The 18,695-nt window shown below is 52.1% G+C and carries 6 protein-coding genes; 4 read left to right on the forward strand and 2 right to left on the reverse strand.

Going from position 1 to position 18,695, the window contains the following annotated elements; translation table 11 throughout:
* The coding region (locus tag PGX44_RS11080; protein ID WP_498855423.1) for an autotransporter outer membrane beta-barrel domain-containing protein at positions 1-660 on the forward strand (660 nt) is incomplete at its 5' end.
* Between the two features lie 302 nt (positions 661-962).
* On the opposite strand, the gene PGX44_RS11085 is transcribed toward PGX44_RS11080, so the two are convergent.
* Complete coding sequence (locus PGX44_RS11085; RefSeq protein WP_498855424.1) at positions 963-1,193, reverse strand: type II toxin-antitoxin system MqsA family antitoxin; 231 nt, start codon at positions 1,191-1,193, stop codon at positions 963-965.
* A complete protein-coding gene (locus PGX44_RS11090; RefSeq protein WP_498855425.1) occupies positions 1,190-1,507 on the reverse strand; it encodes a DUF4258 domain-containing protein in 318 nt (105 codons plus the stop codon). The genes PGX44_RS11085 and PGX44_RS11090 overlap by 4 nt, the downstream gene beginning before the upstream one ends.
* A gap of 927 nt (positions 1,508-2,434) precedes the next feature.
* On the opposite strand from PGX44_RS11090, the gene PGX44_RS11095 reads away from it, so the two are divergent.
* From PGX44_RS11095 to PGX44_RS11105, 3 genes are all read left to right on the forward strand, one after another.
* On the forward strand, positions 2,435-7,351 hold the full coding sequence (locus PGX44_RS11095) for a hypothetical protein (protein WP_498855426.1): 4,917 nt from the start codon (positions 2,435-2,437) through the stop codon (positions 7,349-7,351).
* An 822-nt stretch (positions 7,352-8,173) separates the two neighbouring features.
* Complete coding sequence (locus tag PGX44_RS11100) at positions 8,174-13,795, forward strand: hypothetical protein (protein ID WP_498855427.1); 5,622 nt, start codon at positions 8,174-8,176, stop codon at positions 13,793-13,795.
* Positions 13,796-14,275: 480 nt separating this feature from the next.
* The gene (locus PGX44_RS11105; protein WP_498855428.1) at positions 14,276-18,412 is read left to right on the forward strand and encodes a hypothetical protein; all 4,137 of its coding nucleotides are present in this window, start codon (positions 14,276-14,278) and stop codon (positions 18,410-18,412) included.
* Positions 18,413-18,695 lie beyond the last annotated feature (283 nt).

Genomic DNA, 18,695 nt, shown 5'->3' on the forward strand with positions numbered 1-18,695 from the left:
CCCTTCTTAGAATACGGTAATGGCAATTACACGAGCCACCTCGATGACGGAGCCCGCGGTGACGGCAACCAACGCTACATCGGCGCCGGCCTCTTAGCCCGCCGCGACCTCGCCAGCGGCATCCACTACGAAGCCCTCATCCACGCCGGCCGCACCAACGGTGACTTCCACGGCCAAATCGCCGGCCACCTCGCCAGCTACGACACGAGTGCTCCGTACATCAGCGCCATGGTCGGAGCAGGGAAGATTGTCAAGAAAAACACGACCTCTGTCGACTACTACGGCAAGGTATTCTGGACCCACCTGGGGAGCGACTCCGTCCAGATGCAATCTGACCGCGGTGCTGCCCAGTACGACTTCGACAGCATCAACTCGTACCGCACCAGACTTGGCTTCCGTTGGACAAAAGACGTGAGCCCGATTACCTCGTACTACGCAGGTCTGGCCTGGAACTACGAATTCGGCGGCGACGCACAAGTCCGCTTCGGCACCTATGAAACACCCACAGCAGGAGTAAAAGGCCACAGCGCTCTCTTGGAAATCGGCTGGCAAAGCAAGATCGATAAAGACCACGACTGGGGCGCCGACCTCCATGTAACTGGCTGGACAGGCACCCAACGCGGCTTTACCTACAGCGCAACCGTAAGCAGAGCGTTCTAAGCGGTTCCCTTCCCCAGCGTGAAAGGGATATCCAACTCCCTTCCCCTTCGGGGAAGGGATTAAGGGTTAGGGTTCATTTTGGAACTATATCTCAATTAACCTTTCCTGGAACCGCGGTGTGCACAGATTTCTAGTGCTTCTCTTATCTGGGAGAAGCACTAGAACCGCAACGACCGCACGGGGGTATTGCGTACTGCGCCCCGGAGAAAGCAAGGGGCTCCGACCCTCCTCAAAGCAAAAACGCCCTATCTGCAAAGACTGTTCACCCAGAACAGTCCCGCAAATAGGGCGTTTTTTTCAATCTACGCAGCCGAATAATAATTGACGATAGCCACTTCAGTCATCGAACCGCGTACACCATCGACAATCCGCTCCAACTGCTCAGCCACTTCGTCAGAATACGAAACCTCCCCGCACTGCGTACAAACCAAAGAAGGCACATTGCGAACAATCACAATGCAATGATCTAAATCCACCATAAACGTTGTCAGCTTGTTTTCCAAATCGCCTTTACATAAAAAACATGTATTCATTTTTTTTGCTCCTTTCTACAAGAAAAAGTGCAATCCCATTTTTCAGAAGTTGGCCGATATGCTGTAATAATCCATAAACGGTCATCACCAATACCACAGACTACGTGGAGTATATCTTTGTTCACTGCTATTCCCAATACTAAACAACTAGGATATGGATAATCTGAGGGGTAATCCTCGATTATCTTTCCATTTAGTAACGCTTCCTTCACTGAGTGTCTTGCTATATTTCTTTTAATCAGCCTTTGCAAACAATGATTCGTCCATTGTAATCTACCTGCATGACAGTATGATTTAATTTTATCAATGTCCATAGTAAAAATCCCCTTACCAGTTAACCTTTATAATTTATAATACAATTTAAACGAAACATTTGCAATATTCACTCTGGTTACATGTCAAATAATTACTGAGATGAACCGTATCCGACCTGCTAACGCAGGCCACCTTATTCCCCTTCCGACGCTCATCAATCCTGAGATGAGCGTCAGAACCGTAACGCCCACACAGGGGCGTTACGCCAAAGGGAAAGGGCTCCGCACTCTCTGACCCGCTAACGCGGGCCACCTCTCCAGTTGATGCACAACTTTTATCGACTGTACGTTTCGCCTCTATCCCCGGCTTTGCCGGGACTTTCCCTCCAGGGAAAGCAAGGCATATCATAATCTGCACCGGCAGGACCATGATGGTCCTGCCGGTGCATTTTTTTGATACTTTTACGCAATAATAACATCTACACGTGTCTAGCATAAGCAATAATATATATATAATAAATTTTTGTCTACTCGTAATGGTTCGCTAAAATGTATTTATTTTAATAACCATATGTAATATAAAATGCAAAAAAACGTACCTTTTAAATAGCATATCACAATAAAACTAAAGGCTATATACACGTAATTAGCCTTCAAATGATAACTTTACCTGATTATCAAATCTCGTTATTGATTAATTTGCATAATCTATTTCCTTTTCTTTACGTTATATTTCCCTTATAATAGAAATAGATATATCTACCATATCCTGTACAAACGAACATCAGATGCTCACAAAATGTACAGCCTGTAGATGATAGGTCATGTCGCCATCTTTTTTTGTGCGTAGCGAGCCTCGTTGACAGAGATTGCCGACAGTGGCCCCAAAAATCACTAGTGAAACTATGAGGTGCAGACACACCTTGGGGGAGTCGTCAGACTTAGCGTGTGTTTTGGGCCTTTTTGTGTAGGGAAGGAGAAATTGTTATGAAAAAACAGTACAGTACATTAACCATGCTGGTTTTGGCCAGTCTATTTAGTATGTCTATCAGCGGACCACCGGCCCTGGCAGAAACGACGGCCGGGATTACAGTGGGTAAAATTGATCCGGCAGACACGACAAAGGTAACAACCGAAAAAACACTTCAACCTGGGGACGATATTCCGGATCCGCTGTATGGCACTGACTACACCAAGCAGACCAGTTACAACGCCTTGTCCGTTACCAGCATGACGAACGATACTACTTCGCTGGGCATGTTTACTGCCGCAGGCTACTTGAATGCTGCGGCTACTAGCTCCGGCACTGCTGCAACGGGGGCCAACAACAATACCGTTACCATTACCAATACGGATGTAAAGGAAATTGAGAGCAGCGAAGATAATAGCAGCGAATATGGTTCCATCTATGGCGGCTACGTAACCGGCAGCACGCAGGATACGCCTCTTTCTGCTAATGGCAATACGGTAACCATAACGGATGGCCGTAAGGATGATGTGTACCTTGGCTCTGTAGTGGGCGGCTATACGGATGCAGGCGAGGCCAGCGGCAACACGGTCCAACTTACTGGGGTGTATATTCCCGAAGTTAAAGTTACTGTTGATGATAAGGAGAGCTATAACTATGGCTACAACAATATTTACGTTGAAGAAGGTGACTACGACTATTTTGTTGCTGGCGGCCAAACCAACTCCGGCAGTGCCAACAGCAACGAGGTCACACTTACAAGTAGTACGGTAACAAATAGCGTCATTGGCGGCAGGTCTATGGGGACGAAGGCTGAGGCCAACAGTAATCGGGTAACTGCAACGGATCTTACAACGGTTTCTGTATACGGCGGTCAGGTGATTCCCCAGCCACAATTGGTTCAGCCGTCTGACGAATCTGAATCGGAATCGTCAGTGACAGCGGCCTCTGCTTCCCTGGCTTTAAGTGGCACGGCCAATGACAACCAGGTGACCCTGACCAATGGCACCATTAGCAGCGTATACGGCGGTGCTATAGGAGGGGTCTCTTCGGGAGGATCCCAAGTCATCAACACTCAATATACCCTGCTGGCCGCTGCGAATACGGCATCATACGATATGCTGGACGTGAACCTGAGTTCTTCGGACAGCAGTGCCAGTGAGCCTGCTGTGCCCAGCTTTACCCTAAGCGAGGAGGCTGATGGCAATCGCGTGGAAGTAACGAACCTAACGGTGAACACTTCTGTGTACGGCGGTGCTGCCAACTATGGAAGTTCCAGCTCCGGGATCACCATCGTTCCTACGGAACTGGCGCTCTCGGCGGACGGCAACTCCGTAGCTATTGAAAAAAGCACCGTCAAGAGCAATGTCTATGGCGGCTTCGTAGGCGTTGCCAGCTCCTCTGGAGGAAGCAGCAGTTCTGCTGCCTATACGTTAGCCAATGCTGACTCACTGACTACCAGCCTGCTGGCAGTGGAAACGCCCAGTGAAACGGTAACGGTAAACCTGGCTGACCTGTTGGAAAATAGCAGCGACAGTACGGCTGCGAGTATACCTGCTACGCTCAGTGCCAATAATAACCAGGTCACGCTCACGGAAACGGCCGTAGCTGGCAGTATCTATGGCGGCTATATCAATTTGGGCACGACCAGTTCGCCTACGGTTAATCTGCCCAGTAACATGGTCGACACAAACAGCCTTTTACAGGCCAGCCTGGCTGTGGCCGATGGCTCTTCCCAAGCTGCCCCGGCTACGGCCTTGGGGGCCAATAATAACCGGGTGCATATTGTAAAATCCGCTGATGCCTCAACTGTCAGTGCGTCAGGATTACCTAGCACTACAAAGTATGTCTTTGGCGGCTTTGCCAATGGGGGTACGGAAACGTCTCCCCTGAGTACCAATGACAACTACGTCAGCATCGACAATACAACAGCGTCTTCCGATGCGTCTGCATTGTATACGGGCGCTGCTATTGGCGGCTATACAACTTACGGCGATGCCAGCGGCAACTACGTTTCCCTGGCAGGAAAGGTGCTGCCTCAGACAGAAAGTGAGGAAGGCGGCACACTCAGCGGCCCGCCATTTAATTTACTTGTAGGTTCCGTATACGGCGGCCATGCTGCCTACGGCAAGGCCGATCAGAACACCGTAACCTTAGTAAATACCGGCGTTCTACTAGGATTGAGCACTGCGTATATAACGGGCTCGGCTTCTACAGCTGACAGTTCCAAGCTGCTAGGCTCCGGCGTCGTAGGCGGGGAAGCCACGGGCAGCGGCTCCATCAGTGCCAGCAGCAATGTGGTGCAGATCAGCGGCAGCGCATCCTATGTAACGAGTGTCTATGGCGGTCTGGTCGTGCGGCCCGTAAATCCCCTTTCTGCTACGGTGACGCTGGAAGAAACTACAGCAGATACGGGAGCGGCCAACAGCAACCAGGTTTTAATTAGTGATGGTACTGCCATGTTTGTTACTGGCGGCAGTGCAGTCTCTCAGAATTCCAGTAGCCTGGAATTCACGGCGCAGCTTACGAACGCTACCCCTGCCGATGCAGCCTATACCCTTTCCCTGGAAGCCAACGGCAACCAGGTAGCGCTGACTAATGCAGAGGCGTCAACAGTACTGGGCGGCGTAGCCAGCACAGTCGTGTTTGTCGATACTACGACCTACACGGGTAGTGACGTGCTGAAGGCCAGCGTGACCGCCAAGGCCAGCGCCAGCGATAACAAGGTATTGCTTACAAACAGTACCGTTGACAGCGTCGTAGGCGGCTATGCCCAGGCCCAGGTTGCTGCTGAGAGCGTGGATACTAATACGTTGAACCTGACTACAGACGCGCAGGAAACGATTGCCCATAACCAGGTATACCTGTCCGGCACCACCGTAGGTGGAGACGAGGAGGGGGAATTGTACGGCGGCGTCCTGGGCGGCGTAGGCGTCTTGGGAACGGCAGAGGGGAACCAGGTTATCTTGGACCAAGGGTCCCAAACGACAACTGCCATAGGCGGGCTTTCTATAGCCGGTACGGCCCAAGGGAACCAGGTGACCCTATCGAGCAGCACGGCTGACAGTGTCTATGGCGGCGCAGCGCTGCTGGAGCGTGCTGCTGAAAACACAGTAAATATCAACAGCGGTAATGCCACCCGTGTATACGGTGGTGCCGCAGGGAACCAAGCGGTACAGGATGGTACGGCAGCCCTGCCGGTTATGTCTACTAGCAATGCTTCCAGCTCAGAAATGCCTGCTAACCCTTCCCTTTCCGTATCTAAGAATACGGTAAACCTCTATGGCGGTACCGTAGGCTCCGTCTGGGGCGGCTACGCACAGGATTTGACACTCGCGACAACGGCTCCTACCCAGACTACAACTGTTACTGCAGCTGATACCCTGGATGCCAGCCTGCTACAGGACACGGGAGATCAAGGAACGTCCGAGCTGCCTACGGTGACACCCATCTCATATACGGGCGGTGACGCCAATAGCAACGTCGTCAACTACTACGGCGGTACAGTCACCGATAGCCTTACGGGCGGCGAATCCCAGTCCGGCGCAGCCAGCGACAATATCGTCAATCTCTACGCAGCCCTAGTAGGGGAAAACCTGAACCTCTACGGCGGCGTCAGCACAAAAGAAAGCACAGGCAACACGCTCAACGTCTACTCCAAAGGAAATAGCGTCGCCAATCTGGATTACTTCCAAAATTATAACTTCTACGTCCCGGTAGACACCGTTGTTGGTGACAAGGTCCTCACCGTTACCGGTACAGCAAACCTGGCAAATGCTACGGTCCAGGCTGGTGTAGAAGACGCCATGAAACTCAATGAAGGCCAAGTCGTCGATCTCATTTCCGGCACGAGCGCCCTACAGGATACTGGCGCCACCTACGCTATGATGGACGGCCAAGACTTCGTTACCGATGCAGGCTTCGTACAGCGTAAGGTCTCCATTTGGAAACAAGACGATAACACGGTAGTCATCGGTATACCCAAGAACACGACACCGACCCTTAACCAGGACACGAAGCTCTTCTCCGAAGACAGAACATCAACCCTGAACCTCGTCAACAACAGCAGCGACTTCGCCGCCACCAACGCCTACGACGGAGCCCTCACAGCCTGGAACTTCGACACGGCTGTCAAAGGAGACTTCACGCCCTACCTCGTCGTCGGTGGTCACGACCTGCGTGCAGACACAGGCTCGTACGTCGACACCTATGGCCTCAACGCCAACCTGGGCTTCGTCAAACGGACCTACCAAAAAGGCTACACAGACACGCTCATGCCCTTCTTAGAATACGGTAATGGCAATTACACGAGCCACCTCGATGACGGAGCCCGCGGCGACGGCAACCAACGCTACATCGGCGCCGGCCTCTTAGCCCGTCGCGACCTCACCAGCGGCATCCACTACGAAGCCCTCATCCACGCCGGCCGCACCAACGGCGACTTCCACGGCCAAATCGGCAAACACTTCGCCAGCTACGACACGAGCGCCCCGTACATCAGCGCCATGGTCGGAGCAGGGAAGATCATCAAGAAAAACACGAGTTCTGTCGACTACTACGGCAAAGTATTCTGGACCCACCTAGGCAGCGACAGCGTCCAAATGCACTCTGACCTGGGAACGTCCCAGTACAACTTCGATTCCATCAACTCGTACCGCACCAGACTTGGCTTCCGCTGGACGAAAGACGTAAGTCCGACGACCTCGTACTACGCAGGCCTGGCCTGGAATTATGAATTCGGAGGCGATGCGCAGGTCTGCTATGGCACCTTCGAAACGCCTACAGCCGGCGTCAAGGGTTCGAGTGGCTTACTGGAACTGGGTTGGCAAAGCAAGATCGATAAAGACCATGACTGGGGCGCCGACGTACGCGTTACCGGCTGGGCTGGCGTACAACGGGGCGTAACGTATAGTGCGACAGTAAGCCGGGCGTTTTAAAAAGGCGCCACCTATGGGGGAGCTGGGTCTGTAGGGGTTCATTTCTGTGTATTCAACCTCTATCCCGGCTTTGCTTTATCACATCAACATTATTACTACTAGTTGGCTACTAGATTGAATTGCTTCAATCTAGTAGTAGTTAGGCCGTATCGTGCACACAGGCACGATACGCTTCTCCCGCCCGCTTACGCGGCCACCTGTCCCCTTAATTCGTCCTTTTTGAGGACGAATTAACCGAAATGTGTGCACAGGGGCATTGCGCCTCTCTTGCCGGATGCTGCGCAGCCGGCACTCTCCCCGCGATGCGGGGAAAGCTATTATAATTAGAATATCAGATTGAAATCCTCTGTATATTTCCTGTCTTGGATGTATATAGAGGATTTCTTTTCGTTATAAACATACAGCTTTGATTCCGATGTATAACTAAATATAATAAAATTATACGATATAATGCGGATTGTTAGCTGGTTAACGATAACGCATACTAATAGAAATCATACCTTTATTGATTAATTTGCATAATGAATATACTTTTCTTTTTGCTATGTTTACCTTATAATAGAGCAGAAAAGTCTACTAATTTCTGCGCATGGAAATATGGGAATGTAACGGGTACATGCAGGTAGTAGATCCACAGGTCTATTGGGCAATCCCTTTGTGCGCGTACAAGTAATTGTAAGAGATTGCCTTTTTGTGCGACCAAAATACAGAAGGTGAATTTTTACATTAGTGTTGAAGGAAGGTACAGGCACACATTGGGGGAGTCATAAGGCTTAGCGTGTGCTATGTGCCTGGTATGAGCAAAAGGAGAGAAAGAGAGAAATGAAAAAACAGTACAGCACCTTGACTGCCCTGGTTCTGGCCAGCCTTTTCGGTCTGGCCATCAATGTCCAGACAGTTCAAGCAGAAACGACTGCGGAGACGGCGGCTGGGGTTACGGTAAGAGCTACTGACGGCACGCAGCAGACGCTGACGGATACTTCGTATACCAGTCTGTATGGAAATACGTACACCGATTCCACCAGCGGCAATATCGTTTCTATTAGCGGAGAGAGGACAGCCGTCACTTTGGCAGGGGAGACGGTCAGCGCAGGCGATGTAACCCGCACGTCCGGTATCTTGGTCGGCACGTATACGACAGAGAGCGGAGACGCATCGAACAATACGCTTTCCGTAACGGATGGAGCAGCTGTCACTTTTACCAGCAGCTTTGCGGGTATTGTAAGCGGTGCGTCTTTGAATGGCGCTGCCTCGGGCAACCAGGTCACGCTGTCAGGGGCTTCCCTGAGTGTGCCTGACGGCAACAGCTTGGATATTACAGGCGGGGTGAGCGGAGCGTCTGCTGCAGACAATAATGTGGTGACGTTGACGGATATCACAAGCAGTACGGAAAAACTGTCCGTTACGGGCGGCGAGTCGGGGGTATTGACAGCGTCCAGCGACGATGTCAGTGCTTACAGCGCATCGAACAACAAGGTCACGATTTCCTCTTCCAAGGAAGCATCTTATGCAGACATCACCGGCGGGCGCTCCACAGGAAATACCAATGGCAACGTGGTATCCCTGACATCCACCGCTAAAACCACGGATGATGCACTCACCGTATCCGGTAATATTTATGGCGGCAATAGTCAGTCGGGCAGTGCAGACAACAATGAGGTCACTCTTACAGGAAATGGGATTGAGAGGACTGCAGGCGATTCCACGAATACGCTGCCTTCCATCGATGTAGAAGGAACTATTTACGGCGGGAATGCAGCTTACGGCAATGCCAGTGCCAATACGGTTTCCCTGACCCAGGTCTATACCGGTGGTGATATCTACGGCGGCCTCGTTGAGTCTGACACGACTGCCGACGTCAATGCTTCGGGAAACACCGTTTCATTGACAAACAGTGTTGCCTATGAAGGTGATATCTACGGCGGCCTCGTGTCCACAGGAAGCGCCTCTGCCAGCGCTTCCGGCAATACGGTAACGCTGACAAATAGTACGGCTGACGAGAGCAGCATTTATGGCGGCTATACGGAATACTATGCGGAATCGAATGAAGAATCGACTGATGCGGCTGCTTCGACGAGTACGCCGGCTCTTAGTGCCAGCGCTTCCGGCAACACAGTAACGCTGTCAAATAGTACTGCCCAGAGTTCGGATATCTACGGCGGCTATATGCAATACTATGGCGATACTTCTGCTGAGGCTTCTGCTGTTGCCGGGACCAATCATAATACGGTCACGTTAACGAATACATCCGCTTCCGGTACCAGAGTCTATGGCGGCTATGTGTCGGGCTTTAGTAGTGCACCGGCCCTTAGTGCCAGCAGCAATACCGTGGAGATTTCCAATACTGCGGAGGCGGAGTATGGCGTCTCTACTGTTACGGGCGGTTATACTGAGTACGGCGATGCCAATGACAATATGGTGAAAATCACGGGGACAAAGGTTACGCAAGATGATGAAACAACGTACCTGACCTCTGTGAGCGGCGATATTACCGGCGGGGAAACCGAGTCCGGCAATGCCGATGGCAATACGGTCACACTGGATACGATCGCTTCCGCTGGCATCGTCTACGGCGGCCGTGCAGGGAATGCCTCTTCAGGCGGCAATAACGCTGCTGCGGCTGTGCTTATGAGCGTTCTGGCTGTCTCTGCAGAGGAAAGCACGGAAACGGATGCCAGCACAGAAGCAGATTCCATATCCACCAGTGCCAGCAGCAACATTGTAACGATTACGGGCAGCCAGGTCGAGGGTATCGTCTTCGGCGGCCTGGCAGGAAGCGCTTCCAGTAATTCCGGCGGCACTACCTATTTGACCAGTCTTTTGGCTGTCGCGACAGAAGATACTACGGATACCAGTACAGGAACCTCCGCCATGTCCATCAGCGCCAATGACAATACGGTAACGATTGCAGACAGCACAATCGGGAACTCTGTCTATGGCGGCTATGCCGGCGTTTCCAACTCTGACCTGTATTCTCTGGAAGATGCTTCGCCTACTATTTCCCTGACGGCCAGCGGCAACAAAGTGAAAATGACCAACAGCACCGTTTCCGGGGCTCTCTATGGCGGCCTGGCGGGAAGCGTTTCTAACAGCACAATTCCGCTCCCCCCTATTCCCCCTATATACAATGAAAGTGAAATAGTCCTTACTTCCTACGCTGCCACCTCTTCTGCAGTCGATGCGATCTATATCAATAACGCCAACCATAACAGCGTCATCCTGAAAGGTACGCAAACAAGTTCAAACGTGTATGGCGGCTATGCCGGAGTTTCTTCCAGCAACAATTCCTATATCACCTATGCGACGGAAAGCCTTGCGGAGACCAGCCAAACCGCGTCCACCAGCACGGCGGATACCACAGGCGGCGCCAGCTACAACCAGGTACTCATTGAAGAACCTGCAGGGAATGAAATTGATGCGGATATAACCGGATATGTTTTCTCACCCTATGTCTACGGCGGTTATGCTGACGGCGGTACAGCCACTGTTCCTTACAATACCAATGGCAATGAGGTATCTATTACCTATTCCAATACAACGCAGCTGGGCTATTATGGCAGCGTGTATGGCGGCTTTACGGACTATGGCGATGCTAGCGGCAACCAGGTCTCCATTACCGGAGCGGCTCTCACAGGAAATGATATGGTCACGACGAATCTGGAACTGGTTGGGGAAGGTGTAAATGGCGGAACTACCAATAATGGCAATGCAGACAACAATACCGTAGCCCTCGATCATGTGACAATCAATAGTCAGATGATACGCTCTTTAAGCATGCCAGGCGTCATTGGCGGCAGCGTACTCACATGGTCCATGAGCTCAACGCCTGCAACCCTGGCAGACGGAACTGTCTCCACGAGTGCCAGCGGCAACAAGGTGACACTGACAGATTCCGTAGTGACGAACTCAGTCTCCAGCGGCTCGGAGGGACCAACCACCGATGTGGCTGGCGGCTATGTAATAAATGATGGAAGGAATTACCTGTCTTCCGATACGACGAATCTTGCTTATGAAGCTGCCGCTATATCCAATCAAAATACAGTTGCCCTACAGCGCAGCACAGCAGAAATGGTCGAAGGCGGCGGTGCTTTTGAATACCTGATGATCAGGCCGGAATTGACAGGCACTGAAGAAGAGACCGGGGCTGCAGTAGCTCCGTCGGGCAAGCTGACTGTTTCTGCCACAGCCAGCGGCAATACGGTAAACCTGACAGACAGCACCGTTTCCGGGGATGTAATGGGCGGCAGCGCTGCTGTCCAAATAGAAGACGTTAGCTCAGGGAATTCAGGCTTTGATTTCTCAGCTCTTACTGTTTCGGCCTATGAAACAGCCAGCAAAAATACCGTGACCCTTGCGGGAAGCACCGCAGCAGGTGCAGTTATCGGCGGTTTTACCACGCAGGGGACAACCAGCCAGAATACGGTCTCTCTCAGTGCTGACTCTACGGCAGCCCTGGCAGCCGGCGGTCTTTCTGAAACGGGAACGGTTTCGGAAAACAGCGTCCTCCTTTCTGACAGCAAGGCCGAGGTTCTCTTAGGCGGCTATACCCTGACAGGAACAGCGTCGGACAATACGGTGAACGTTACGGGCGGCAGTGCAGCCTCCGTCTATGGCGGCGCAGCAGGCACCCTGAGTGAAGAAGATGCCGCTGCCCTGGGAGTGGATACTGCCAGCATGGGAAGCAGCCCATATGCTTCACTGCTGACCAGCCCCGCTGCCGTTATCACAGCCACAGGAAATACGGTGACGATCACGGGCGGAACCATCGGCAATGTCTGGGGCGGCTACGCAGCGGACGTAACGGAAACGGAAGAGGATTCCGACAGCGGTTCCGAAACCGTTGCAGTCGCAGCAGTCATGACCGTGGCTGCTTTGGAAGAAGACACGACCACCACAACGACGACTACTACGTACAACAGCGGCAATACCTCTAATAACATCGTCAACATCTATGGCGGCACCATCACCGGTACCATCACCGGCGGCCAGTCCGATTCTGGTTCAGCTGACAACAACACCGTCAACATCTACGGCGGCACCCTGGCCAGCAGCGCCAGCCTCTACGGTGGCGTCAGCTCCGTCGAAAGCACGGGCAACACGCTGAACCTGTATACCAAAGGCAATACCGTTACCAACCTGGGCAACTTCCAGACCATGAACTTCTACGTGCCCGCTGATGCGGTCGCCGATGACACCATGCTCACCGTCACTGGCACCACCAACGTAGACGGTGCCGCCGTGCAGGCTGCCGTAGAAGACTCGGTAAAACTGGAAAAAGGCCAGCACATCAACCTCATCGTGAAAGAATCGGCCTCCCAAACCGAAGCCACTACCATGAGCCTCATGAGCGTAGCCACCACGAGCGACCTCACAAAAATAGCCTCCCTGAGCATGATGCCCGATAAGGACATCGTCATGAACAGCGGCTTTATCCAAAATAAAGTAGAAATCCGCCGCCTCGACGACAACACCATCGTCCTCGACATCCCTGAAGACGACGTGCCGACCATCAACCCGGACACGAAACTCTTCGCCGAAGACCGGGCAGCAGCCATCAACAACATCCACACCGCCTCGGACTTCGCCGCCACCAGCGCCTACGACGGCGCCCTCATGGCCTGGAACGACAATGCCGAAGCCAAAGAAAAATTTACGCCCTACCTCGTCGTAGGCGGCCACGACCTCCGCGCCGACACAGGCTCCTACATCGACACGTATGGCTTCAACGCCAACCTCGGCTTCGTAAGCCGAACCTACCAAAAAGGCTACACGGACACCCTCATGCCCTTCTTGGAATACGGCAATGGAAATTACACGAGCCACCTCGATGACGGAGCCAGAGGCGACGGCGACCAACACTACGTCGGCGCCGGTCTCTTAGCCCGCCGCGACCTCGCCAGCGGCTTCCACTACGAAGCCATGCTCCACGCCGGCAACATCAGTGGCGACTTCCACGGCCTCATCCGTAACCACATGACCAGCTACGACAGCAGCGCCACCTACATCAGCGCCATGGCCGGAGCAGGTAAAGTCATCAAGAAGGATAGAAATGCCTACGACTTCTACGGCAAAGTATTCTGGACCCACCTCGCCAGCGACACCGTCCAAATGCACAGTGACCTGGGCACCTCCCAATACGACCTGGACAGCATCAACTCCTACCGCACCAGACTCGGCGTACGCTGGACCAAAGACCTAGACGCCACCAGCTCCGTCTACGCAGGCCTGGCTTGGAACTACGAATTCGGCGACAATGCTAAGGCCCGCTATAGCACCTTTGAAACGCCAACAGCCGGTGTCAAAGGCTCTAGTGCACTCTTAGAAATTGGTTGGCAGAGCAAGATTACCAAGGATCACCCATGGGGTGCTGATATTAAACTCACAGGCTGGACAGGTGTACAGCGCGGTGCGACGTACAGTGCCACTATTAGCCGGGCGTTTTAAAAAGGCGCCACCTATGGGGGAGCTGGACCAGCCGCGGAGCGACTGGGTCTGAAGGGGTTCATTTCTGTGTATTCAACCTCTATCCAGGCTTCGATTCATCACATCAACATTATTACTACTAGTTGGCTCCATGCTTGGGTTTCTCAAGCATGGAGAAGTAAGGCCGCAATGCCCGTACAGGGGCATTGCGCCTCTCTCGCCGGATGCTGCGCGTCCGGCACTCTCCCCGCAATGCGGGGAAAGCACGCTTCAATCATGAAGTAGTGACAGTGCAACTAAATCATCAGCAATACCAAATTAGCCAGGTCGTTCTCATCAAAGAGAGCGGTCTGGCTTTTTTCTTATTAATTCCTTAATAATCGTTATACTGAATACGTTTTAATATATGCAAAAACAATATATAATATAAAGTAATGAGATGTTTTTTGTAGGCGTATTTGGGGGCGCATTCTACTGAACTAAGTGGAAGGAGAAATTGTCATGAAAAATCGAAGGAAGTTGCTAACTATACTAGTATTAGCCGGCCTCACCAGTCTGGGACCCATCGTCATGTCGGTTCAGGCGGAAGTGAAAGTAGATGAGCAAACGAGTACAGCAGCAATCTATGTAGGTAATGAAGAAAAAGAAGGGGTGGTCACAGCCAGTGATAATACACTGACTATCACGAACAGCGCCGTCGGCGGTGCTGTGGCAGGTTCCACCATTTCCCAGGATACGCTGAGCCAGACTACTACGGCTATTACGGATCCGACAACCGCTGAGACCGTATCGGCGGGCACGACAGGAACCGTGACAGGCAATACCCTGACCCTGAATGATACAACAGAAGGAGACAGCCCACTAATCTCCAAGTGGTTGGCAGGTGGCTTGGCTATGACCAAAACGGTAGATCAGAACAAGGTTACCGTGAACCTGCCCGATGCCCAGAAAGTTAACTATTTGGTGGGAGTACAAGGCGACATGATAGGTGGTTTTACTGTTACCGGGAATGCCACAAAGAATATTGTCACCTTGAACGGCGTTACGGAATTTGGCGGTACGTATAGTGACCATGCCGTACAAAACCTTTACGGCGGCTATTCCTATACGGGTACCGTCTCTGATAACGTCGTAAACATCAATGGCGGCAAGTTTGGTGGTACCGTTTACGGCGGCGCTCAAGGTACGGTAGATATTTTCAGCAATAGTGGTTTACCGCAATCTATGGATGGTTACTTTTCTGATTATGCACAAGGCCTTACGTTTACCTCGACCGGCGATGTAATGAACAACTCCGTCACCATTAGCGGCGGGGGATATAATATATCAGCAGGTGTAGGCAACGGCGGCACCGTCTATGGTGGTCTCATTGAGGCAAATCTTCCCACTGCTGGAAATACTACAACGTTTGGCGATGTGCATGATAACAAAGTAGAAATCTCTGGAACTGGTATGGCCAACAACGTCTATGGCGGCGCGTTTATAACGTATTTAGATACTGGTAATACTGATACGCTGCAAATGGGGTCGGTAACCAATAACCATGTGGATATTTTAAGCTGCGGCTATGGTCACGTTGTCGCCGGCGGGTATTATGCCATAGCCGGTACCACCGACGCCGACTTAGAATACAACAGCGTTACTGTTAACAAAGGTATTGTCGGAAAAAACCTATATGGCGCGTATTTGAACAAAGTAGGTGAGTACACCGGCACGGGCACCGTAGCCAACAACAGCGTGCTCATGACCAACGGCACTATGGATGCAGATAATTACGCCTCAACGGTCCAGGTCTATGGCGGCTATGCGGATGGGGGCGAAGGCGACAACGTTACCGTCAGGGATAATACCACTACCATCCAGCAAAGTACTATTGGGGCTAATTACGAATATCATCAAGTAGAAATCGGTGGTGGCCATTCGGATTATTTTAACACAGAACATAATAGCCTGACCCTTTCAGATAGTAATGTGTATGCGTATTCCTCTGTATATGACAATGCGTATATTGTCTTATCCGGTGGCGATGGTTGGAATGACTATGATTATCAGCCTTCTAAGGGAAGCGTCGCAAACAATACAGCGAATATAACGAATAATCTTATTCAAACAACAGGTGGGGAGAATGAAGACAGTGACCTTACCATCATCTTGGCCGGTGGTTTAAACGGAGAATATGTTGGCCCCTGGACGGGCATTAAGGACAGCACGAACAATACTCTCAATGCATCGGGAAATACCATTGGAGCTGCTAGTGAATCTGTACCCGGTTCCAAGAACTACATCGCCGGCGGCATTGCCGCAGGTCAATCACTTGTCTATGATGACAACGACGGGTGGATTCCAGGTGACCTCGTCCCCGTCAAAGCCACGGGCAATACAGCAACCCTCACGAACAATACCATCGGCACCACTAAAGCCGACGATAACTACGTAGCCGGCGGCATGGTCACTGTTGACGGCGATGCCGAGTCCAATTCCCTGTCCATAACCGGCGGCGCCATCGAAGGCAATTACTCCTATGTAGCCGGCGGTTATACGGCCAAGGGGACAGCTGGCAGCAATACGCTCCAAGTCTCAGGCGGTACCATTGGCACGGTACAAGGCAGCAAGCCCTTTGTAGCCGGTGGCTATACAGCGAGCGGGGATGCTACGGATAATACAGCAATCCTTAGCGGCGTCAGCATTGGTACCTTAAACGGTATCGATTCGTATACAGCCGGCGGCTATTCGGGAAAAGCTGGCAAGGCTACAGGAAATTCCCTGACTGTTTTGAATAGCTCTATAGGCATAGAAAATGGTACGAAAGCCTATGTGGCCGGCGGTTATGCTGGCGCAGGGGATGCTACGGATAATACGCTCACCATTTCTGGCGGCACCATTGGCACGGGCAACAAGGCCTATGTAGCCGGCGGTTATGCTGGAAAAGGAAATGCCAATAACAATACGCTCACCGTTTTTGGCGGCATTATTGGCACGGGCAACCAGGCCTATGTGGCCGGCGGTTTGGCAGATAAGAGCGGAAATGCCAACAACAATACGTTGAACCTTTCCGGTGTCACCATTGGCACGAATAGCGCCCAGGGATACGTAGCCGGCGGCTATGCCAACAAAGGAGATGCTACGGGCAACACGGTCACTATTTCCGGCGGCACCTTTGGCTCTAGTGAAAACGCTGAGACGAAAGAGACCACGGACATTACGAAATTTGTCAACTACATCGCCGGTGGCTACGCCGGTACAGGCGACGCCTCGGACAACACAGTCAACCTCCAAGGCGACGCCCTCAAGACTACGTACAGCCTCTACGGCGGCTTAGGCACTACCAGTACGGAAAATACCTTGAATGTTTCTAATCTGAATAACAGCGTAAGCAATTTGGATTACTTCCAAAACCTGAATTTCTTCATACCCAAGGGAAGCCGCGCTGGCGATACGCTCCTTACTGTAACAGATACAGCGACCATTACCAATGCTGCTGTTACAGCTAAATTACTGGCTCGGACACCCCTTAATCCGGGCGAATTCATTACCCTTTTGCGTGATGAAAATGGTATTGCCATGGACGGTATTACGTACAATATGGCCGCTGATTCGGCTGAAACCATTGATGCAGGCTTTGTTACTCGTCCGGCAGTTATCGAAAAACAAGGCACGACGGCCTTGGTCATTACGCCAGTTGATGCCACCATCGGTACCCTTTCGCCTGATACGAAACTCATAGCCGAAAGCCGGGCAGCTGCTGTAAGTACCTTGTTTAATGGGGCAGATTTTGCTGCGACAGATGGGTTTGCCGGTGCTGTTGCCGCTTATCAGGAAGAACACGGCTTGAAAGGTGCCTTTGCGCCTTTCGTTGCCATGGGTGGTTACAACCTGCGCGCCGACACGGGCTCCTACGTCGATACGAATGGCATCAATACAGATATAGGCTTCGTCCGCCAGAACTACGGACGCAACCATACAGATACGATCATGCCCTTCGTCGAATATGGCAACGGCAACTACACGAGCCACCTCGATGACGGCGCACGCGGTGATGGTGATCAGCGCTACGTAGGTGCTGGCCTGCTTGTCCGTAGAGACCAGGCTGACGGCCTCCACTACGAAGGAATGCTTCGGGCGGGCCGCCTGAACGGTGATTTCAAGGGAATCATTGAAGGGTATAGAGCCAACTACGACAGCAGTGCTGCTTACGTCGGTGCCATGGCCGGCTTAGGCAAAAGGATTCCGGCTGGAAAAACCTCGTCGTATGACTTTTATGGAAAATTCTTCTGGAACCATTTGGCTAGCGACAGTGTCCAACTCTACAGCGATATTGGCACGGCACAGTACGACTTCGACACTATCGACTCGTACCGTACACGTCTGGGCTTCCGCTGGACAGAAAACACAGATAAAACGACATCGTACTACGCCGGCTTGGCGTGGAACTACGAATTCGGCGGCGATGCCAAAGCCCGCTACCGCACCTTTGATACGCCCAGCCCGAGTACTAAAGGCTCCAGCGCCCTTTTAGAATTAGGCTGGCAGAGCAAGATCACGCGGGACAATCCATGGGGTGCCGATATCCGTTTTACAGGCTGGGCTGGAACACAACGCGGCGTGACGTACAGTGCGACCGTTAGTCGGGCGTTCTAAAAAAGGCGCCACCTATGGGGGAGCTGGGCCAGTCGCGGAGCGACTGGGTATGAAGGGGTTCATTTCTGTGTATTCAACCTCTAGGGGCCGGTATCGCATCAACTCTATTACTACTAATTGGCTCCATGCTTGAGTTTCTCCATCATGGAGAAGTAAGGCCGCAATGCCCGCACGGGGCATTGCGCCTCTCTCGCCGGACGCTGCGCGGCCGGCACTCTCCTCGCAATGCGGGGAAAGCGATGTGCGCGCAGGCACTCGGAAAAAGGCTAAAGCAATCTCTTTT

The sequence above is a fragment of the Caecibacter sp. AF58-12pH5A genome (assembly GCF_027681725.1).
In the GTDB taxonomy this organism is placed as follows: Bacteria; Bacillota; Negativicutes; order Veillonellales; family Megasphaeraceae; genus Megasphaera; species Megasphaera hominis.

Excerpts from the sequence above, each read along its gene's own strand:
- PGX44_RS11100 (WP_498855427.1), top strand. The coding sequence starts at position 8,174 with ATGAAAAAACAGTACAGCACCTTGACTGCCCTGGTTCTGGCCAGCCTT.
- PGX44_RS11095 (WP_498855426.1), top strand. The coding sequence starts at position 2,435 with ATGAAAAAACAGTACAGTACATTAACCATGCTGGTTTTGGCCAGTCTA.
- PGX44_RS11090 (WP_498855425.1), bottom strand. The coding sequence starts at position 1,507 with ATGGACATTGATAAAATTAAATCATACTGTCATGCAGGTAGATTACAA.
- PGX44_RS11105 (WP_498855428.1), top strand. The coding sequence starts at position 14,276 with ATGAAAAATCGAAGGAAGTTGCTAACTATACTAGTATTAGCCGGCCTC.
- PGX44_RS11085 (WP_498855424.1), bottom strand. The coding sequence starts at position 1,193 with ATGAATACATGTTTTTTATGTAAAGGCGATTTGGAAAACAAGCTGACA.